Annotated in this window: 18 protein-coding genes; 7 read left to right on the forward strand and 11 right to left on the reverse strand. The window is 49.3% G+C overall.

Annotated features, from left to right (window positions below):
• The 4 genes from IQ273_RS33705 to IQ273_RS14675 form a co-directional block, all read left to right on the forward strand.
• On the forward strand, nt 1-240 hold a 240-nt coding region (locus tag IQ273_RS33705), incomplete at its 5' end, for a ribbon-helix-helix domain-containing protein (RefSeq protein ID WP_228053054.1).
• 274 nt (nt 241-514) lie between these two features.
• On the forward strand, nt 515-1,072 hold the full coding sequence (locus IQ273_RS14660) for a hypothetical protein (RefSeq protein WP_194023924.1): 558 nt from the start codon (nt 515-517) through the stop codon (nt 1,070-1,072).
• A gap of 9 nt (nt 1,073-1,081) precedes the next feature.
• The gene (locus IQ273_RS14665; protein WP_194023925.1) at nt 1,082-1,999 is read left to right on the forward strand and encodes a replication initiator protein A; all 918 of its coding nucleotides are present in this window, start codon (nt 1,082-1,084) and stop codon (nt 1,997-1,999) included.
• A gap of 1,019 nt (nt 2,000-3,018) precedes the next feature.
• A complete protein-coding gene (locus IQ273_RS14675; protein ID WP_194023927.1) occupies nt 3,019-3,390 on the forward strand; it encodes a DUF6876 family protein in 372 nt (123 codons plus the stop codon).
• Between the two features lie 264 nt (nt 3,391-3,654).
• On the opposite strand, the gene IQ273_RS14680 is transcribed toward IQ273_RS14675, so the two are convergent.
• Nucleotides 3,655-4,395, reverse strand: a complete 741-nt coding sequence (locus IQ273_RS14680) for a hypothetical protein (RefSeq protein ID WP_194023928.1) — start codon at nt 4,393-4,395, stop codon at nt 3,655-3,657.
• 293 nt (nt 4,396-4,688) lie between these two features.
• Between IQ273_RS14680 and mobQ the strand changes: the two genes are divergently transcribed.
• Nucleotides 4,689-6,692, forward strand: a complete 2,004-nt coding sequence (gene mobQ / locus IQ273_RS14685) for a MobQ family relaxase (protein ID WP_194023929.1) — start codon at nt 4,689-4,691, stop codon at nt 6,690-6,692.
• Between the two features lie 36 nt (nt 6,693-6,728).
• Here the strand turns inward: mobQ and IQ273_RS14690 are convergent, their stop codons facing one another.
• From IQ273_RS14690 to IQ273_RS14725, 8 genes are all read right to left on the reverse strand, one after another.
• Nucleotides 6,729-7,040: a nucleotidyltransferase family protein gene (locus IQ273_RS14690; RefSeq protein WP_194023930.1), complete on the reverse strand. Its 312-nt coding sequence runs from the start codon at nt 7,038-7,040 to the stop codon at nt 6,729-6,731.
• The gene (locus IQ273_RS14695; RefSeq protein ID WP_194023931.1) at nt 7,030-7,464 is read right to left on the reverse strand and encodes a nucleotidyltransferase substrate binding protein; all 435 of its coding nucleotides are present in this window, start codon (nt 7,462-7,464) and stop codon (nt 7,030-7,032) included. Before IQ273_RS14695 ends, IQ273_RS14690 begins: the two co-directional genes overlap by 11 nt.
• A 167-nt stretch (nt 7,465-7,631) precedes the next feature.
• Nucleotides 7,632-9,518 (reverse strand): type IV secretory system conjugative DNA transfer family protein, encoded by a 1,887-nt coding sequence (locus tag IQ273_RS14700; protein WP_194023932.1) that lies wholly within the window; start codon nt 9,516-9,518, stop codon nt 7,632-7,634.
• Nucleotides 9,515-10,615, reverse strand: a complete 1,101-nt coding sequence (locus tag IQ273_RS14705; RefSeq protein WP_194023933.1) for a hypothetical protein — start codon at nt 10,613-10,615, stop codon at nt 9,515-9,517. The genes IQ273_RS14700 and IQ273_RS14705 overlap by 4 nt, the downstream gene beginning before the upstream one ends.
• Before the next feature lie 116 nt (nt 10,616-10,731).
• Entirely contained in the window at nt 10,732-11,385 is a 654-nt protein-coding gene (locus IQ273_RS14710) for a hypothetical protein (protein ID WP_194023934.1), read from the reverse strand.
• Between the two features lie 68 nt (nt 11,386-11,453).
• Nucleotides 11,454-11,918: a hypothetical protein gene (locus IQ273_RS14715; protein ID WP_194023935.1), complete on the reverse strand. Its 465-nt coding sequence runs from the start codon at nt 11,916-11,918 to the stop codon at nt 11,454-11,456.
• Nucleotides 11,919-12,029: 111 nt separating this feature from the next.
• Nucleotides 12,030-12,260, reverse strand: coding sequence for a hypothetical protein (locus IQ273_RS14720; protein WP_194023936.1), 231 nt, complete (start codon nt 12,258-12,260; stop codon nt 12,030-12,032).
• 17 nt (nt 12,261-12,277) lie between these two features.
• Nucleotides 12,278-12,568, reverse strand: coding sequence for an NfeD family protein (locus IQ273_RS14725; protein WP_194023937.1), 291 nt, complete (start codon nt 12,566-12,568; stop codon nt 12,278-12,280).
• Between the two features lie 312 nt (nt 12,569-12,880).
• Here IQ273_RS14725 and IQ273_RS14730 point away from each other — a divergent pair, with 312 nt between their 5' ends.
• The gene (locus IQ273_RS14730; RefSeq protein WP_194023938.1) at nt 12,881-15,532 is read left to right on the forward strand and encodes a WD40 repeat domain-containing protein; all 2,652 of its coding nucleotides are present in this window, start codon (nt 12,881-12,883) and stop codon (nt 15,530-15,532) included.
• 336 nt (nt 15,533-15,868) lie between these two features.
• Nucleotides 15,869-17,131: a hypothetical protein gene (locus tag IQ273_RS14735; protein WP_194023939.1), complete on the forward strand. Its 1,263-nt coding sequence runs from the start codon at nt 15,869-15,871 to the stop codon at nt 17,129-17,131.
• 39 nt (nt 17,132-17,170) lie between these two features.
• Here IQ273_RS14735 and IQ273_RS14740 read toward each other — a convergent pair whose 3' ends face one another.
• Nucleotides 17,171-20,608: a DEAD/DEAH box helicase family protein gene (locus IQ273_RS14740; protein ID WP_194023940.1), complete on the reverse strand. Its 3,438-nt coding sequence runs from the start codon at nt 20,606-20,608 to the stop codon at nt 17,171-17,173.
• A 25-nt stretch (nt 20,609-20,633) separates the two neighbouring features.
• Nucleotides 20,634-20,789: a hypothetical protein gene (locus IQ273_RS14745; protein ID WP_194023941.1), complete on the reverse strand. Its 156-nt coding sequence runs from the start codon at nt 20,787-20,789 to the stop codon at nt 20,634-20,636.
• Nucleotides 20,790-20,930 lie beyond the last annotated feature (141 nt).

The raw sequence follows: 20,930 nt of genomic DNA on the forward strand, positions 1-20,930 counted from the left end.
GATCAACCCCCTGCCCCTCAGCCCGCAGCAGCAGACGCCGCAACGAGCCGCGCCGCAACCTCCACCCGATACACTGCACCCAGTCGCCAAGGCACCAAAGCGATCACAGGACACTTCGACCCTGCGGTATCCAAACAACTCAAACAACTGTCGCTGGATCAAGACAGCAGCGTCCAAGCACTTCTTGCGGAAGCCCTGAACGACCTCTTCACCAAGTACAGCAAACCGCCCATCGCTTGAGTTGAAAAAAACAAATTACATTCAATCAATACCCCGACTTATCCACAGTTTCTGTGGGTAAGTATGGGGATATTCTTTTTTAAGACACATGCAGCAGGTGTAGCAAAGTGTAGCGTCTTCAGTTATTTCTATCGATTGCTTCATGTATCGCTACATGTAGCGATACACCAATGTTGATGTAGCACATTAAGAATGAGGCACTCGATTAATTCTTGACGCTACAGACTCACTATGTCCAAATGCTGCATCAATGCTACAGAAAGATACAGCGAGGATGTCTCAGTTTAACATCTCACAAGCCGCAAAAATTACAGGAAAAGCACGCTCAACAATACAGCGCGACATCAAGAAAGGTCGTATCTCCATCAATGACGGTGGGAATAATGCGCCTGTTATAGATGCGTCTGAATTGATCCGAGTTTATGGCACGCTACACCTTGATGCGCTTCAGTCAGACTGTAGCGATACTACACCTAACGACAGCATCGCTACACCCGACAAAGAGGGTGCAGCAGAGGTGCAGCAAGCTGTAGCAAGCGGGCAGGGCGGCAGTGTAGCAGGTGTAGCAGCAGTGAAAAAGGCTGTCACTCCAACGGAAAAGCCCGTTGAGACAGCAAACCTTGAAAAGGAAATGGAAAACCTCCGCCTCCGCCTCAAAGAGCTGGAGGAAGATCGCGAAGAGCGCAAGGAAAGGGAGAAAAAACTGCAACAGCAGATGGACAAAATCTTAGAAATATCGACTGGGCAAGAACGACGGTTGCTAACTTATGAAAATAAAGACAAAATGCCAAAAAAAGGGTTTCTAAACCGTCTTTTTGCACCAGAGAGTTGAGGATTTAATGTGAAAAAGCTCGTTAGCAAGACTAAAGAAAAGCTTGATCAGATGGAGCTTTTCGTACCAAGTGCTCAAGAACTGTCGTTGCGAGACCAGCGCGACACTATGGAAAGACCCTTTTTGGCACTGTCTAAAAGGAGGAAAACCCCCATCGACTACAGAAGTCCAAACGGTGAGGTATGGGTCAGGGTAACGCCTAACATGGATCACTATGTGGCCAGTATCCATGATTGGGACTATATCATTGTTATTGCTTCAATCATGCTGGCTAATCTCAATCTTGGAATTCAACCTAGTCGAACCATTCGGATTAGTGCTTATGAATTGCTCAAAAGTGCGGGCAGGGACACAGGGGGGAAAGCCTACAAGGATCTGTACGCTGGTTTAGATAGACTGACGAGTACTTTGGTGAAAACCAATATTCGCCGATTACAGCATCAAGAATCAAAAAGTTTTAGCTTTATTGATTCTTGGGATTTTCTTTGTAAGGGCGATAATTCAAAAGCTCAGCTTCAAATCACAATATCGCAATGGCTTTATGATGGCATCTGCGACAAGGCCTATGTGCTTTCGGTTCATCCTGATTATTTCAGCCTAACATCTGGCATTAAAAGATTTTTATACCGTACAGCCAGAAAACATGCAGGTAGAGATGGAGCTTTATGGCAATGTAGCTTAAAAAGCTTGCATGAAAAATCTGGGAGTGAAATGGACATTCGAGATTTCAAAAAGTACATTAAAAAATCAATAATTGACAATGATATACCAGAATATCACCTTACTTTTATAGAAGAGTCTGAGGATGCCATTGAAGGAGTTTCGTTCGTCCACAAAAAGCATAAGTTTTATGCCGAAGAAATTGACAAGAAAACGAAACTGTTACTGGATTTACCTAATTACAACACGTTGGCTAATCAAGAATAGCGAGCACACGGTATATTACTCCCGCGTTATTTCATGAATTAAAAACGACTTTAGTACCCTATTCTTGAGATATTCTATTTTACTAATAGATTACTATGCATTTGTTTTATATGTAAATTCTTACGGATAAACACCGACCACGCTATCTCTAATCTAGAGCGGGAGTAATATACCGATAAATGGCTTTGAGATAATGTAGATGGTGTCTTTTCATGACTCTCTGAAATTAATTTAGCAATGACTGATTTTCGCCGAGTATGAGGAAACTATATTCATGCTTTAAATCGAGAGTAATATACCGATAGCGGTTAAAATTAAGGTTTTTAATCAGACAAGTAAACTGATTTTCAAATAAAGCCTGTGGATAACTCTCGATTTTTGGGCATTCTGTGGATAACTTTTTAAGGACACGGTATATTACTCCCGAAATTCACGGTATATCACTCCCACTAAACACGGTATATCACTCCCGAAATTCACGGTATATCACTCCCCAGATGACATCGTAAAAACATCCTTTATGTAACTGACTTGTTTAATTATTTTTCTGTGGATAAAATCACCTAACTTATTAACTTAAAATTAACTACTTAACAGAATGAGGTTGTGGATAAATCCATTTGGTCTTTTTAAGCACAATTTTAGCATCCAAAATTTTACCCAAAACATCCTTTCAGCAATCTTACTGTCATCAACATTTTTTGCCGACATAAGGTCGGTGTTGATTGAACCGCCCGTACCGAGCGAATGACAGCACGATGAACGATCACTTTTTCAATGAAAGGTGATTTCAGGTCGCCCGTTGAAAGCAGGGTAGTGGTTGTTTGTTTTTCTGTTAGGGCGTTGCCCCCGTCGCGGTCAAGACTTCCCAGAGGCATGGTTGCGGGGTTTCCCCAACCTTCACGATATTGCAGGCTGGGTGATACCCCTCCCCGAACCACGGCCTTGACCTTGCCACCCCCACTCTCGCCGAGGGGCAGAGGTTGAACCGAGTTCAACCACACAAAGGGAGTTTGAAAATGACCAAGACCATCAGCAAAGCTGACTTAGCACAATTCACAGGGACGGAAGCCTATCACTACCTGCCTCATCACCCGCAATGCGTCGTTTACACCGACGGGGTGAAATATCTGGCAGCGCGGGCAGGGGCATATTGGCTACTGGACTTAATCGCGTTTTACCAAACGGACGAACGCATCAAGCACGACGAAAGCCTGCAAGGTATCCAATTTTGGCATTTGCGGGTAAACGACGGGCAGGGCGTGCTGACCTGTGAGAGGGATAAGGACGATGTGGTGTTGACCCATGAACTGCACTACACCGACTTTCCGTTGAACAACATCACCCTGTACGTCTGCCAGAAAGTGATGATGCTACCCAGCGAATACTGACCGCGACCTATTCCGCCTACGGTTTGCACTGATAGGCGGAATGTGTCTGCTCCTGGGGGAAAGTTCCCCCGACGCCGGTCGTCCCCCTTTGCCGCTTTGCGGCCTTTCTCTGATGGGTACCACCCATGCGTGTTTATTTCCTGTCTTTCCGCCCTGTGTGGCGCTGAAAGCATATTTTCACTAACTGGCGTAGCCTTTTACCCTTTTAACACTGTAGATAGCCTAAAAACGGCTTTTAGAGCAGGTGTTTTATCCGCTGCGCGATCATAGGTTGAACTCTTTTTCGAGGTCATCCTCATCGGCTGACTCTGGCAGCCGCCGTTTGGGGGGTTGGCGGTCGGTTGTTGTAGGTGCTGTGCTGGTAGGTACTGAAGTTGCTGTGCCGGTGCTGGTTGCAGGGGGAGCTGGTTCTGTTCCTGCTGAATCAGCGGTGACTACTTGATTTCCTGTTGCTGTCTTGGCCGCTTCGGTAATGCTTGTCGCCGCGATCGCATCTTCGGTGGTTTTGCGGGCTTGGTGATGGATGTTTTGCCCGCCGCCTGGTGCATGATCGGTGTCTTGCACCCCTAAACCTGCATCAGAACTAACTCCTGTGGCCGCTGGTGCGGCTAATACCTGCTTACCCTTATCATCCTGCACTTTTTTCGTTTCGCGTTTGCTGGTGGCGTTTACGGGGTTTTTTGCCGTGGGCGCAGCTTCGCCCTGCGGCTTCGGTAATGGTTCCAACCCGAACAGATCCCGTTCTTTGGGTCTGGTCAGAAAGTTGTCCATCATGGCTAGCAGCCTGTCTTCAGACCAATCATCTTTTTGATTGTTCACCCGCGCCATGATGGCAGCACCAATAAGCACCTTACGCCGAGTATCATCCCGCCGTTTACGGTTAAGCTCATGAGCTTCCACTTGCCTGATCTGGCTGTTGAGCTTATCGCGTTGTTCGCGCAGTCGGTCAACTTTTGGTTTTTTTACCTGATCAGCTTGGTCTTTTTTTGCTTCACCCACAGGCATGGGAAATAAACTCTCCTACTATTTTGTCTGTTTCCACCTCTGTTGGGTGGTTGAGTAGGTCTTGTTTTAACTTTCTGTCACCGAGACTCAAGCAAGAAAAAATGACGCCTGATAAACCCCACGGTGGCTGCATCCAGAGGGGTCGCAGACCCCCTAGGCGAACGCTTGCGGTCGGCGTTATCCTTGTAGCAGAGATCTGCTAATGGCGCACTTATACATTGCAAGCAACGTCTTTGTGCGGCAGGCTTTCCCCCTGCACCACCTGTCGTGGGTAAAGGTTTCGTGGTTTTCCGATGGCGATTTACAGCTTCAACGCCGGTATCGTAAAACGAAGCAGCGGTCAGTTTGTGACCGCTGCCGCCGCTTACCGCGCCGGAGAAAGAATCCACGATGAAACCTCAGGACTTACCCACGACTACAGGAAGAAGCATGACGTTGATGCCAAAGAAATCCTGCTGCCCGAAGGCGCACCCGAGTGGATGAGGGATCGCGCCACATTGTGGACGACCGTTGAACGGGTCGAGAAGCGATGCGATGCCCAATTGGCACGCAAACTGACGTTGGCTGTGCCTGTTGAACTCAGTCCCGCCCAAAACCAGCAGCTGGTACGCGGTTTTCTGCATGAGGCCTGTGTCAGCAAGGGCATGGTCGCCGATGTCTGTTACCACGCACTCGATAGCCATAATCCCCATGTCCATGTGCTGCTAACCCTACGTCGCATTGATGAGAACGGCTTTGCGGGTAAGGAACGGGCTTGGAATAACAAAGCCATGCTTGAAGGGTGGCGCGAGCAGTGGCAGGAACATACCAATCGAATGCTCGAACTGCACGGTATTCACGAACGGATTGACCACCGAACCCTGAAAGAGCAGGGGATTGAGCGGATCGCCCAAGTGCATCTAGGGCCAAACGTCGCCGCGATGCGCGACAAAGGTATCGCAAGTGATCGCGCTGACCTGTACGCGCACATTGAGGAGCAGAACGAAGAACTCAGCCATCTGGTTGAACAACGGGATGCCCTTGATCGTGAGATCGAGGAACTGGAAGCCCTCTACAACCTCGGCGAGGATGACACAGAAACCTCTGAAACTACTGAAAGCACTGAAACAAAGGGCGCAACGGATGCAGTAACAGCCACTTCGACGGCAAACACTGCGACAGCAAACACAGAAGGGGATGCCGATGGCATTTCCCAGGAAAAGGCTGTCTTCGCTGACGAAGACAGCAACGGCAACGGCATGGTCATCGGTGGCGATCAGCCACATCCGCTCTTCGCCGATGACTCAGCGGCAATTAAAGTCGCGGTCTCACCAGTCGATGCCACCACCCAAGCGGTACAGGGGCAGCTCTCAACCATTGGGGCTGAACGCTACGAAGTGATGCTGACCAGGCGGCGGGAGGATGGCAAGACAGAACGGCAGATGCGCCGTTGGAATGCCGACGACATCACCCGCAGCGTGCCTTGGCTCAAGCGGATGAATGCCCAAGGCTATGATGTGATGCTGCGACCCGAGAAGAATCAGGGCTATGTGGTACTGAATCAGCTCACCAAGCAGAAGGTCGAGCGGATGCGTGCCGATGGTCTTGATCCCGCGTTGGTTCTCAATACCCACCAGAGCCGATATCAGGTGTGGGTGAAGTTAGCCGATCACGCCATCCCTCAGGGTGAAGCCCTAGCCGCCGCTCAAATCATGGCTAAAACCTACCAGTGCGACAGCCACAGCTGGCAATATGGCCGCCTGGCAGGATTTACCAATCATCGAACATGGCGTAGGGAAGAGGAGCAAGCCCCGTTTGTGCTGCTGATCGAAACCGATGGGCAAGTCCCCGTGAGTGCGCCACAGCTGCGCGAAGATGCCCAACAACGTGCGCACAGCTATCAATCAACGGGTGACCTCGATGTCACGCAAGGGCTACCAAAAGGCTTGCAGGGGCGTTTGTTGGAGATTGATCAGCCGTTTAAGTCGGAGCGTGATGCCGCTGAGTACGAGTTCATGTTCTGGTATCACAAGTATTTTGAGCGGTTTGGTAAGCCCAGAGATACCAGTCGTACCGACTGGAAGATGTGCCACATCCTCGCAATGCGCGGCTTCAGCGAAAACGCGATCAAGGCAGCCATGCGCCACCAAAGCCCTGACGAATTCCAAAAAACCATGGGTACCTTCGACCAGTACGTTCACCGCATGGTCGCCCGCGTCATGCGCCAGCCCGAGGTGATCGCCCGCCGTGAACAACTGCTGCAAGATCGCAAACAGGGCAGGGAGCTGGAGCGCACTGGAATAGAGCTGGATCGTTAAGGAAATTCTGGAAAGCGTTGGATTTTGTAGCCTGAATCACAGCACTTTGGTGAGTACCGTATGGTTACGCTCAATTTCTTGACGAAAGCTTGATGGCAGTTGCGCCCAGTCATGAACATCCACCAAGATTGGGATATTGCTGTCACTGAGCGCAGTTCTGATTCGTCCCAGATGAGGGCAGGGGCAATCAGATGTTTTAGGGTGACGGATCACCAAATCAAGATCACTCGTTGCGTGTGCTGACCCATTGACCCTGCTGCCATAAACTAAGATCTCATACTCTGGCACGAGTTGAGCGAAGGTGTCTTGCAGAATCTGTAACCAAGCTGTTGGAATATCAGAGGTCATTGCTGCCACTGAAGCGTTCGCACAGGGCATTGGAAAGCTCTCGCGCATCCTGAATAAAACTGGGCAGGATTTTCAGCGTTTCTTCGGCAAACCCTTCACCATAATCGTGAGCAGTGGTGTTGCGATTGTCGCGGTAGGAAAACCACCGCTCAATAGCATCAGTATCCATCAGCCCATATTTTCCAGCTTGGCGCAGTAAGTCTTTATAAATGAGCTGATCGACCTGTCGAGGGTTACCACCAAAAGCTTTCAAAGCACGGCGCAGTAATTTGCCTGAAGTTTCTAGAGTTAATTCAAATCCTTTGATGACCGCGTTGCGGAAGACTTCGTATTCAATCCTTTCTGAGGAAACGCCCTGCAACAGATGAAGAGAGGATTCTAGGGTGGCAATGCAACGATTTAGGTGTTCAGTGCTAAGGGACATCGTAAAATCTCTGTTCAGCCATAGAATTGCCCTCAACTGATCATTGGTGCAACCATTTTTTATGTTTCTTTGCCTGTAGGAATCAAGACCAATGCTAAGTGTCAGCAGACCAAAAAAATCCCCCCAGCAAGGGCGGAGGGGGGTGTGGTGAAGTGTATTGTGACCAATTATCGGGCAGGTGGTCGTGGTTGAACAGGGGGGCGGGGCTTGGGCGGTGGCAGGGGAGATGGAGGCGATTCGTCAAATATCTCATCAGCCAGCCAGCTCAGGTTGAGCCGCGCCAAGTCGGCAGGGGTGAGCGGGTCAATCCAGTAATCAGCAGGGGATCGCTCAACAAAATCTGGCACACTGGTATCCCGTTGCGGCAGATATTGCTTCAGATCAGGCCATGGAATTGTTTCGCGAAAGGCTTTTCCTTGAACATGGTAGAAGCCCTGTAGCCCGATCTCTAGCCTTGCGTCTGGTGCCGCCATGCTGGTCAACTCAATTGGCATCACCACCTTACGGTTAGCTCGTGACCAGTTCTCTGAGTTGTTTTGCGAGTTACCTTTGTTGCCCGAGCTGGTGCTTTGCCCCGTACTGCGGTCTAAGAACTCATACTCACCAAACAGGTCACAGACCCATTGGGCAGTGTAGGAGCTGCTGAGACGCAAAAAGGCTTTGTTGTTGCACTGCCCAAGGATGGTGTTGGCAATTTCCTTGCCATAGACGTGCTGCATGTCTTCCAGGTCCTGAAAGCCAATGGTGATCGACACCCCCTTAGAGCGCCCCTTGGTGGCCAAGGTCTTGAGCCGATCCAGCTTACCCAATGCAGGTAATTCATCCATGATGATGAAGGTGGAAACCGCGTGGGTGTTCTGATTCTGTTCAGGCAGATTCAGCAGCAGCTGCGCCACCCGCGTGAAGATGAGCTGATTGATCGCTCTCACGGGGACAGGTGCTGTCTCCGATTCCCCCAGCAGCAGAATGGATGGGGTGTTAATCCATTCACTCAGGCTGATTTTCTGCGTAGCTCGCTGCCAACAGGCAGCAACAAGCCCATAGGGGCGTAGTTTGACACTCAAAGTAGAGAAGATGTTGGCCGAGGTGTTCTGTGACCCCAGGGTATTCAGATAGTTCTCAGTACGCTGGTCAGACGACAGCACCGAGCGCAACATCAGCTCATTCTGCATGATCAGCACGATATCGCGTAGATTCCAAACGCCTGGGGCGTGCAGGATGAACCAGATCACCAAACCTTCCATCAGACTCAGCACGGTGTCGCGCCAGAACGGGTCTTTCTCCTGGTGGTTGGCAGGAATCATGATCTCCGCAAAGGTTTGTGCGTCGGCGGGATTGGTGATGTCATGGGCCATATCCCAGGCGACGCAACGTTGGTCAAAGGGATTGAGGATGTAAATGGGAGCATAGGGCGCACAGCCTTTGATGGTGGACAGGTTTTCGCCCTTCGGGTCAAAAATCAAAGCCCGCCGATTCTGACCAGGTGCGACTTCACGCAGCACGGAAGCCATGAACATGTCGATGGTCAGGGTTTTGCCGCTGCCAACGGTACCCACCACCATGTTGTTTCGCGTCGCGTACTTCAATGGCATCTGCATGGCTGCCCAGAAGAACCCGGAGTCGGCGGCCGCAATCTGCCGCTGAAATTCAGCGACAGGAGCCTGAGTGGCGGCTTCTTCGCCCCGAATAGTCACCTGAGTCGGCATCGCCTTATTCCCTGTCTTGCTTATCAAGAGCAGTAGCCATAAAACATTGATGCCAACACCAAGATAAGGGCTGGTCAATCCAGGAATGATCAGCACTAACATGCCACAAGTGTAATGAAACCAGTAGGTGATCTGTGCTGTTTCACCGCGCAGAGCGAGGCAAAAACTGGTGCTGAGGAAAATCATCAAGCCAACCAGCATCTTGCCTGCGAATAAATTGCTGGTCGAAAACATGAAAAAGAGAAAAAACAAGGCAATGCTGAAAACAATCGAAAGTAAGCGGTCTCTTTCTTCAACGCTTTTTTTAACCGCTTTGGCCTTTGAACGCTGTGAATTGAAGGAGCTCATAGGATAAAAGAATCAATGATGTGAAGAATCAATTTGCCGGGAAAGCCAACGAACCATTTTATGAAGCCACGCAAGAATGCTTGTGCGATATTGATGGGCAATACCGCGATGAAAAAGTATTTGATCAGCCAAAATGTAATTCCCACTTTGACAATCAACAAGAGACTTCCGTAGAGTATTTTCTCCATGCCAACAGTGGGATCAAACCTACCCACGTTACTGTTTTTGGAAATAACCTTGCCGATTGATCTGCCCCAGTTGGCGATTGTCCCCTTGAAAAGCAGAACCACAAAATCAACAATGAACATGCCGATATCTGAAGGCGTATCGGCGGTTGTGCGCCTTGCATTTGACCATTCTCTGTATTCACTGCCCGTCATCAACCACATGTAAATGTGGTAGGGAACCAGTAGAATTGTGCTAACCACAAAATCCACATAGAGAACCATATGCAACACCCACATGTCAGCCATTGGGCGCGAATTCTCGTTGTCATTGAGAGATGCTAATACTGTCAAAGGCGTATGGGAATCGTTGAGAATTTCTCTCAGCTCGTCATAGGTTCTCCCTTGATGCGAACGGCGTGTTGTCGATGTATTGGGCGGAATACTGCGGTCAGCAGACGGTTGTGCTGACTCCGTTGGCTGGGATCTTTGAACACGGGGATTGGGCGGTGACGGTGGTGGAGCGGCCCTACTGCTAGGAGTGGTTTTTGCTGTGGTGCGTTGGGAAGGTGGGTTTGCAGAGCTTGACCAATATGTTGGGATACGAGGCTCTGACACCTGCCGCGAAAAACTGGACGTTCGAGGTGATGGAACAGGGCGCGTCACATAAAAGCCGAAGAAAATGACATAGCCGATGACCGTGACCAAGATTCCAATGAGTAACCAAGGAACATCATTGCTGTAGAGCAATAATTTTTCTGGGAAACTGTAATCGCCCTTGTCAAGCAAGACCTTCAGCGCGATCAGAGCCAAGGCAATGAGCGCAAAGACTGCGCCCAAAGCTGAGATTTTGCCGAAAGCTTTACCTCTTTTGCGGCGACTTCTGCTTTTGTGCCGATCTCTATGAAGGGAGTGATTAGGCTGTAGCGTCATGAGAGAAAACGGTTTGGATACCGCGATGAGAGAGCAATTGACATGTGACCCCTGATTTTCAGGGGCATGGTGGTGACGACCGAAACAAAATCCAAATTAAACAACTGCTTTTGACTTCAAAGCGTTGCAGGATTTATGAATGCTATGAAATGAGCCTGCTTAGGAAACAATGGGTAATAGCCGTGTGAAAATGTCCATGCAAAAACTGTGACTGACAGGATGTTAAACAACTTGCCTGCGCAAGTTTCATTGCTATTAATCCTGCCGTTGGCAAAGAGAATTTCCGATATCGAAAAGAAGCAGCAAGCAAGAAAGAACGCCATGACAATGTTGAATGCTTCAACAGGTATTCTGCCACTGCTGGCAATCCATTGCGGTTGCTGAATGATGCGATAACTGATTAAAGAGCTCTCAATTGCGATAAATGCGAATCCCCACTTAAACCACCTTCTAGGTATAGAACAGCAATTATTTAAGACCATAAAGGAGACACTTTTGTGATCTGCTTCTAAAAGAAGACAAAACACAAAAGTGACGCTGCTGCAATAAAGCAGCACAAAGAATGACCAGCCACTAATTCCTGTGTATTTCAGGACGTATTGGCAGAAAGGCGACTTGTAATGATCGATGACGTAAAAACTAAGGACGAGGACAATTACAAAAGTTGACCACTTGCCGTAAAGGATGAGTGTTCTTGGGATCTTACGTCTGAACCGTTGTTGTGTGTGGTGTGAATAAATTGTCATGGACTGCTTCGTGTGCTGGGTCATGGCTTAGATCAGGATGGGGATAAGAGAAAAATGATCGAGCTAAGCCCCCGAGGGCAGGGGCTTGTGTTTCAGAGCCGCACAGTCATGGATCTGAAGGCGATGGCTTCGGCCTGTGGATTTTCCGCCGTCGCTACGGTTCGGACTTCAGCAACCGGTTTGGTTGAGTGGCTGATGGCTTGTGCTTCGAGCTCAGGGTTCAGGCGCATGATCGCGTTCCCATGCAGGAAGAGGACAGCACCATACAGCAGCCATCGGCTTAGCCGATTACGACTTTTAATCGACTGCTTGACGGGGTGTTGAGGCTTGGTTGGTGGCCAGGATGGGCTGGCTAAGGTTTGCTGGGTCATGGTTGAGAGCGTCAGATGCGCCAGAGAGAGAACAACGACTGGGAAATACCCCTGCTGGAATGCGGCAGGGGTGGAAAAACTGAATGGGTTAAGCTCATTGCCGAGCCGATGGATCAGATCGGTTCCACAGTGAACAGAAGGCTTGTGAGCTGGGAATTGCGACGGGTGGCTGTCCGGAGCAGCCACAACACCCCTTATGCAGGCGGTGCAGTCACAATCCTTATGTAGAAGGGGGTTTACTGAATCTGTGCTGCAATATCGACTTGAGAAGATGTGGCCTGGGCTGGGTCAGGCTTATTACAGCGATTCATACAAAACGAAAACTGAGATGAAAGCTATTAAAGCGATGCAGATCCGCCAGAAGAAGCCCCAAATGAGCTGATAAATCAGCAAGGCTTCCTCTCCCGCACCGAAGATGCCCGCAAGGACAACCAGCACGGTACAGACGAAGATGCCAATAAAGAGGAACTTGATCAGCTGCCCGAGGAGCAGCAGGACGGTGTCATAGCCGACTTTAGGTTCCCGCATGGTGTTTCACCTCCTTTCTAAGCTGCTTGCTGGGTATGAGCTTCTGCATCCGCAGCCACATACCAGGTATTACCCCGGCGCATGATGGGACGCACTTTGGTGCCAGTAGGGATGTGGGTGTTATTCACAGACAGAGCGTTCCAGTCTGTGGCGAGGTAGTGAATCCTTCCTGGTTGGTTGGGCAGGATGTCTCGGATCACATAGGCGATTGTGCTGACCATGTCAGCACCTTGTGATATTCCACCTAAATTGTGTTCAGGTTGATTGATGGGACTGCCACGGTTTGTGTTAAAACGGGAGTCAGTCATGGTGGAACTCCAAATTTATAGAGAGCGGCTGTACTAATTCCTTTGGTGAAGAAGGAATTAATTATATTAAGCGCGGGTTCGGGAAGAAATTGCAGCAGTTTTGTTGGCCCTTTTTTTTGCCCTGAAATGTATCAAGGGCTACGCTTTCCTTCGTTAGTTTGTTGGGATTTGTTGGATCGCGCAGGATTTTGTTGGACAGCGCAGGGAAATGCCTGTTTTTTGTCTGCGAATTGTTGGTTTCTGTCGGTTTTGGCTCAGAAAACTTAGTAAACTGGCTCCATCAGTTGGAGTGCGTGAGTCTACCAGAGTTTTATGGAGCTGGATGCCGAAACAGTCCTGAATGCCTTTGAGGCTGAGCTTGCGGTGCGACAGGTGGAGCCTCTCTCTCTGCTAGAGAGAGTTCTTTTAAGGTCATTTCTGGAACGTGAGATCGACAGATCGCCTGCGCCACGTCTTGGAAACATGGCCAAATCCATGGACAAAGACGCATCCTATATCCGAGATGTTGCGTCCAAGCTTTACAAGAAAGTGAACGCTGTCGTTGGCTTGAGAGTAAATAAACAGACTTGCGGTAAAGCAGTTGTAGAGTGGTACAAACAAGCCACTAGGTTTGATGCGAGCCAATTTTTTGGTCGTCATCAAGAGTTGCAGACGCTGGAGAGACAGATTATTCAAGGGCGGAGGAGGGTGATTTGCATCTATGGACCGCCCAAAATTGGTAAAACCTACCTTGTTAATCAGCTTTGTGAGTCACTGCGCAATACGGCACAGTTTGAGCAGCCAATTTGGTGTTATGCCACTGATTTACGCAATATTGAGTCTTTGTATCAATTCGTGAGTGATCGCATTGGTGGTAATAACGCATCATCAACGCCTGCTGCTGCTGCTCTAAGAGCCCTGTTGGATAGCGAGAAGCGTGTACTGGTCATAGAAAAGACAGAGGTCCTGCATGACCCAGCTACCGTGGATGGGCGCTTCAAACAAGACTCAGCATGTTATGAGCAATGGCTATGGTCTCTGCTGGATCGCTCTAGGCTTGAGAGCTGTGTCATTCTGGTTTGCCGAGTGCCTCCGAGGTGCTTGCTAAGACAACACGATATTCTATTCAATTACCCTTTGCGTGGGTTGGATGAGGCTTCAGCAGAGAGCCTACTCAAGCAATCAGGACTGAGTGAGCAATCTCCAGAGGAATTGCGGAGACTGTCCAAGTTCTGTGGATATAGCCCTGGTGTTCTACGGGCAGCAGCTTATAAAATCACCGAGTCTGGTTCTTCCAGTGTGAATGAGTTTATATCCTCTCCCCTGCTAAGTAGCCATGCCGACGATCATGACTGGCTGGAAGCTGTGAGAGAACTCACCGACCAAGAGCATGAGCTGATGGGATGGCTGTTGCTGCACCCATGGGAACGGATCGTTGAATCTAGGGGCAAATTAACGCTCAATGGAAGACCTATAAAACCATCGCTATCATTCATGCAATCCTTGCGCCGTCGGGGTTTGGCTGAAACGATTGATGGTGCTTACTGTATTGCGATGGATTGGATCCGGCATGTTATGACCAAACACTTGCTGGAAGGATTGGTGCAAGCTCTTGATAATAGAGATATTCACACCCTGAACCATCATCCTCTCATTGTTCCTTGCGCCCCATTATGGCAACGCCAATGGCATTGGCAGCAGCTTTTAAAGCCGTTGAAGGATGAATGGGACAGTGTATGGAGTACGGTGGATAAATGTAAGGTGATCAACGCCATGCTGGATACTATTCGTGCTGATGAGGTGTTGAAAAAGGGTTTTGCCACAGGGAATCTGCTTAACATAGCGGTTGCTATAGAAGCTGACTTAAAGTCCTTGAAAATAGCTGGCTTAACCATTCGTCATGCCGATTTCTCTAATGCAAGGTTCTATGGTGTTGATTTATCAGAATGTTCCTTCAAAGACACTGTCCTTCCCTTTCCTTTACATGGAAACCTTGCAGCGGCTCTTTCACCTGACGGTAAAACCATCGCCGTTGGGGATGAAGAGGGGCATCTAATCTGTTGGCGACGTGAACAAGATGCTTACACACCGTATCGATTTAGAGCTTTTCTAAATTCACAAGGAGAGCGATTACCAATTGTCAAAGTAATCTTTGGTGATGATGAGACAATCGCAGTCGTTGCGGGGCAGGAGGTTTATTCCTGGTGGTTAGGCAATGATGAACAACAAGCTCGATTGTTAATGTCCATACTATCGGAAGCTACCTGCTTGGCTTGTTGCTACGACATGGATAATCTGAACTACGTTGCGGTGGGTATGAAGGATGGGCAGATTACGGTTTGGGATGATTTGAAGGATGAAAAAATTTCCCTTGGTCATCATCATGGTGAGGTAAGCGAACTGGTGCCGGATATGAACCCTGATAATCGCCAGTTAATATCCAAAGGAATCGGTGATCGTATCCTTGTTTGGGATATTAATACTCGCAGAATTGTTAAGGAAATCCGCTATGACGACACTCAAATAGTCAGGACTGCTTGGAATAATGATAGTCCATATCTCGCAGTTTATAGGGGAAATTGCGTGTGCTTGCTTGCCGACGGTAGCCAAAAGCAGAATCTAAGGTCGGCTGAGGGACTGAAGCAAATTCGTTTCAGTAGAGACACCAATTATCTTGCTGCTCTGAAGGCTGGCGAAGTGGAAATATACGCACGGTCAAATTCCGCGTTTTCCTTATTCAAAGCGATCTCCGCCCAAGGCTTTAATGACATGATGTTGTCTAACGATGGGCGTTGGTTGTTGGCCAAGAGATATGAGCCCCCCCAACTGTTGCAGATTTGGGACACGAAGACACAGGCGGTCGCATGGCAGGTAGAAGCTCAGCTATCCGAGAGGACACTTCTCGACCCCGTAAAGCTTCAAAAATGCCAAGGCTTGAGAAGGCCCGAACGGAGTTTCTGGGAGAGTTACGGGGCTGTTATGTAACAAAATATTACGACGATGACGTCAAAGCGTCATCGTGTGAGATTGTATTCTTAGGGAACGCTTTGAACTTTACTTTGCGCTCCGTGTCCTCTGGACATGGTTATGTTGCGCGTTGAAACGGTTTTAATACTAATTGAATAGCTCAGTCTTCCAAGATCGAACTGTCTTGTCTAGGAATTAGGGGCTTTTGAGGCATTGTTTGGAATCAATGCCTGTAAGTCGTAAAGCCTCTTTTGAAAGGATTCAGTTCGTTGGAACAGCTGACATCAGGGTGCTTGGATATCCAAGTAAAGCTTTGGATATTTGAATTTGAGGCGTCATCTGGGTCTTTGGGGCATGGCAAAAAGCGAAAGGGATCATCAGAAAGTTGAAGCAGCCAAAGCTGTGGTGTATATCTACATCAATCATTTGGCTTATCATATCTCTCCTGAGACAGCAGTATTGTATTTCTATCAATTGATGTGGGATCGCCTCACCCCTGAATGCTTACCTGTCAGGGATGCACTCACTGTCGTAATTGAAGATGAGCAGTTTAAGGAAGAACAAGGTCTACAATTTATTAATCGCTCGTACTACTCAATTTGCAATCCTTGGCATCTTGACAATAAAAAGAGGCCATATTTGAAGCAGATTATTGATCGTTTGGACAGAGAACCCGAAACTGAATCGATTAATCGTACTACTCAAGCTCTGCGCGAGCAGTGGATGAATTTCAGCAAGGGTGAGTATGGAGATTGTCTGCGCCGCCAAATGCATTTAGGTGGTCATGAAATCTTTCGAGAAGAGGATCGTGAGTTCAGAAATGTTTTGGCTGATTACTTGCCAGACTACTTCTACCTCTATCGTTCAGTAACCCGTACTCCTGATATCGAACAACTTGAACAGGAGCATAGTCACCCAGAGTATAGTGGAACTGCCACGAAACAAATCAATAGACTGCGGGAAAGCTATGATGCTGTTTATGAATATCGTAATTTGCGTCAGCAAGGTGTCACAGGTATAGATCATCCCTCTAGGCTGGAATTGGCAGAATTTGAGAAAGGGTTGGACTTTTATTATCCTGGCAGAAATGACTCTTTTAAGAGCAAGGCTAGAACAATCTGCCATAAGAAAAGGAGATACGAGAAGTATGCTAGTTACCGCCCTCAAGTCAAAGAATATCTGATGGAATCAGTGGAGTTATTTCCTGCACGGACAAAGTCTAAATTGACTGAGTCCATAGATCGGGCATTGGTTAGATTTGATGATCGAACTTCCATGGATCCTATCACTTCTAAAAGCTTGTTTTTGGGCTTGTTGGATTCTGTGTTATTGCCTGTCCCAAACACCTCAAATATCTTGAGGTTGGAGCGATGTGTGGGTGATGTAGGGCCAATGAATTTCACGGGAATGCTCCTTAGCCTTGTTCTTGCCTGTCCGATGATTCGTTTTAGGCTGGAGAAAAAACTTGGGTATCTCTACAGAAAATTTGAGGGAAAGTCGCTTGAGGGGATTCAGTGGGTCGTCGATTTGTTTGAGCATATCAACCTTGCGTTGGTGATGAATGCTAGGAAAATTGGCTATTTCTCATTGACCGAACCTCTGCCAGACGCGGCTTAGGCGGTAGCCTTTCTCTGGCGTGGAAACGCCGTTTGTGTATTAAGCCACCCCATACCGCACATCGATGGTTTCATTGAAGGTGCGGATGATGGCGACGAGGTTGTCCGCCTCGTCGTCATTGAATACTCCGTCGAGCCCTTCAGGGTGGGAATCGGTGAAAGGTGGTTCATACAGCATCCCCGGATCCATAATGCCGTTTTGGGTCAAGTAGTCGATGATGGTTTCAACGAAGCGAATCTGGTTGGCCGACATGGTGGAGCCTTCCAGATAATGGGCAAAGGCTTGTTTGGCGGCATTGCGGTCAAGCCCGACGATTTCGCGGATCAGCCGTTTCAAACTCTTAGTTTTGCCATAAACTTCTTCAAACCGTTGGCGGCTTTCGATTTCTTCGGCGGTGAACAGCATCTCTTCGAGGGCGGTCAAATCAGCCTCAGTTAGGGGGATATTGCGCTTGAGCTTGGCGATGGTGATGTGGTCTTCATGGGCGCGGATGTAGGCTTCTACCTTTTTGCGGTACTGGTAGGGGCTGAAGCCTGTTTGATAGGTAGGTACAGTCACATCCTGAACTTCACCCATCTCATCGGCGAAGTCGGTAATCACGATCTCGCGTTTGGTGCGGTCGATGAATTTGACCAGGTCGCGGATGCGTACCCTAATGTCATCCACCATCGGCAGGGTTACGTCATGCCACCAAACTTCTTCTTGGGCTTCCTGAATAAACGCCAGCTGGGCGTTGATCATCGGGACATCAGGCTTGGTTTCCAGCTGGTTGAGGATGTCACGCACGCGATCCCGCAGCCGTTCATAGCTGGTCGATGCCTTTAGGATGGCCAGCTGTAGCTTGAGACAAAGCAGGTCAAACTCTTTGGCTAGTGGGTCTTCATTGGGTAAGCCATTGGGCAAGCTGGCCAGGGATTCGGCGATGACAGCAACATCATCATCATTGAGTTCATTCCATCGTTCGCGGTCTGCAAAGGTTTCCACCTGTTGCAGGCGGCGGCGCACCACAAAGTTATCGCGGGGCATGGTGTCCACATGGCGATGCAGTTCGTCGAGTAGAGCAGAGCGTAGATGCTGCTGTTCAGGTGCGTCATTGCCTTCCTGTTGGCGCATCAGTTGCGCCAGTTCCAGGCGGTGTTTGACCAGTCGGGTGGTGAGGGTCTCGGGTGGTTTCTGGTCGGTTTCAGCGATGCTCTGCTCGAAATACTCAAAATTGCCGCACAGGTCAAAGACCAGAAATTCGGTCTTATCTTGCCCTGGACCAAAGAGGTCTTTACAGGGGCGGGTACCGCGCCCAATCATCTGGTTGAATTTTACGGGGGAGAATACGGGCTTGAAAAACACCAGATTGACCGCTTCTGGTACATCTACACCCGTGTCCAGCATGTCCACTGAGATGGCAATGTTAGGTTCTTTGTTGGGGTCGCTGAAGTCATCCAGCAGGCTTTGGGCATAGTTATCGTAACTGTCGATCACTTTGGCAAAATGCCCTTTGTACTGCGGGTAGTTGGCGTTGAACCGCTGCGCGATGAATTCGGCGTGATGATGATTGCGGGCAAAGATGATGGTTTTACCGAGGCGGTCGCCGCTGTTGACCTTCAGCCCGCGTTCCATCAGCAGTTCCAACGCTTGATCTACGGTGTCAATATTGAACAGCCATCGATTGAGCTCGGCGGCATCGATTTCACTGGGCAATTCACCTGTGTCTTCGTCACGGAATTTCTCTTCGTACTCCAGCTGCTCTTCGCGGCTGAGTTCGCTGTATTTCACGCCTGTGCGCAGAAATTTGAAGGGTACAGTAACGCCTTTGGGTGGTACCAGATGCCCATCCTTCACGGCATCATCCAGTTCATAGGCAAAGGTCGGCACACCTTGCTGTAGCTCAAAGATGCGGTAGGTATCGCGATCCACCTCGGTGCGTGGGGTGGCGGTCAACCCCACCAGCAGGGCATCGAAGTAGTCGAAAATCTCACCGTATTTCTTGTAGATCGAGCGGTGAGCCTCATCGACAATCACCAAATCGAAATGCCCGACTCCAAACAGTCGCTCATCACTGGACAGGCGGTTGATGGCGTTGAGCATGGTTTTATAGGTGGACATCACCACATTGGCACCCTCCACGTCTTTGGTGCGCGTCAGATCGACAGGGGTGACTGTTGGCAGCTGGCTTTGAAAAGCGCGATAGGCTTGGGTCAGCAAGGCATTGCGGTCGGCAAGAAATAGCACCCGCTGTACCCAGTTCGACCGTTTCATCAAATCCACCAGGGCGATTGCCGTGCGGGTTTTGCCTGTGCCGGTGGCCATCACCAGTAGTGATTTACGGGTCAGTTGCTCCTCAAAGGTTTCAGTGATGCGGCGAATGGCTTCCCGTTGATAGGGACGATCACGCCCTGCAATGTCTTCGTTGATGGGCGTCATGCTCAACCGCTTTTTGTTGCTGCGACGGAATATCATCCGCTCCAGCTCAGCTTTTTTCAGAAACCCAAGCACGGCGCGGGGTGGATAGTTGAGATCGTCCCACAGCCCAGTTTCATAACCGTTGCTGTAAAAGATGACAGGACGTTGCCCATATTGCCGTTGCAGGCAATCGGCGTAGAGTTTGGCTTGGTGCTGACCGTTGGCAGAGCTTTTGCTGGTGCGCTTGGCTTCCACCAACGCCAACGGTTTACCATCACTGCCCCACAGCACATAATCCACAAAGCCCCGCCCGGTATCTCCTGCTTTTTGGATTGGCATCCCCTGCACCTCAACTTCGGTGGCATTGGGGAGGGCGGCATCCCAACCCGCCTCACGCAGCAGCACGTCGATCAGCAAGCGGCGGGTATCAGCTTCGTTGTAATCATGAGTGTCTTCAGCGGCGGCATTGGCTTGGCGAATCGTGGCGATTTCCGCCCGCAGGGCTTCAAGCTCCGCTTCGGTTTTTTGCCGCCGTTCAGCCTCAATGCGCCGTAGGGCATCAGTTTCTGATAGCTGTTCTTCCAGTTCTTCCAGTTGCTTTTTCGACAGTGCTTGCTCTTCAGGAGCCACTGGACAGGGAATCTGGGCGCGGTCGAACACCAAATCAGGTAATTGTTGTCCCCTGAGTTGTCCTGGACGGCTGTAACTGCGACACAGCCAATACAGGATATGAAACAGCTCCTGCACCAAGCGCAGGGCATCTTGTTCAGACACATCATTGGATTGATGCACCGCCTTATTGCCTAGCTTTTGAATCAGGCGGATTTTGGGAAACAGTCCGGGTTTAAGAGCCTGTTGGAAGGTTGGCTCATGAATCAATGCGCCGAGGCTGTTTTCATAGGGGAGGATCAGGTTGGGGTCATTTTCATACAGCCACAGCACTGCCTGCTCCAGGGCAAAACGGGCATAGAAACAGCTGGCACGGGGGGCGGCGAAAATCAGCCGCTCAGCCTGTGCCGCATGGGCATAGAGTTGCGGGAATGCAGGACGCAGAAAGGCAAAGTTTGAAGGTGTCGTCATGGCATGGTTCCCGCTTGGCTATTTCCTACAGTTCCCCACGGAAGGCCCGTTGCAAAAGGGAGTCGAACTCTGATGTAGAATGCTCAACAGCTAATTCATACTTGTCTTGAATAGAGAATTTTTTCCAGACAAAATCAGAGAATTGTCTTTGCAGGTCTATTGGTGGAATGGGAGCATCCATCTCCAAAAACTTTTGGCTCTCCTGGAATGAGTATGCTGAAGTAGCCGTTACTATACGTTATGGCTATGGTGCCTCTACTGACAGAGCTCTTGGGTTTACCCGGTATTGATGTTGAGTCGTACGACGAGACCGAGGAGGGTC

Origin of the sequence: Nodosilinea sp. LEGE 07298, from assembly GCF_015207265.1 — a bacterium.
Taxonomy (GTDB): domain Bacteria; phylum Cyanobacteriota; class Cyanobacteriia; order Phormidesmidales; family Phormidesmidaceae; genus Nodosilinea.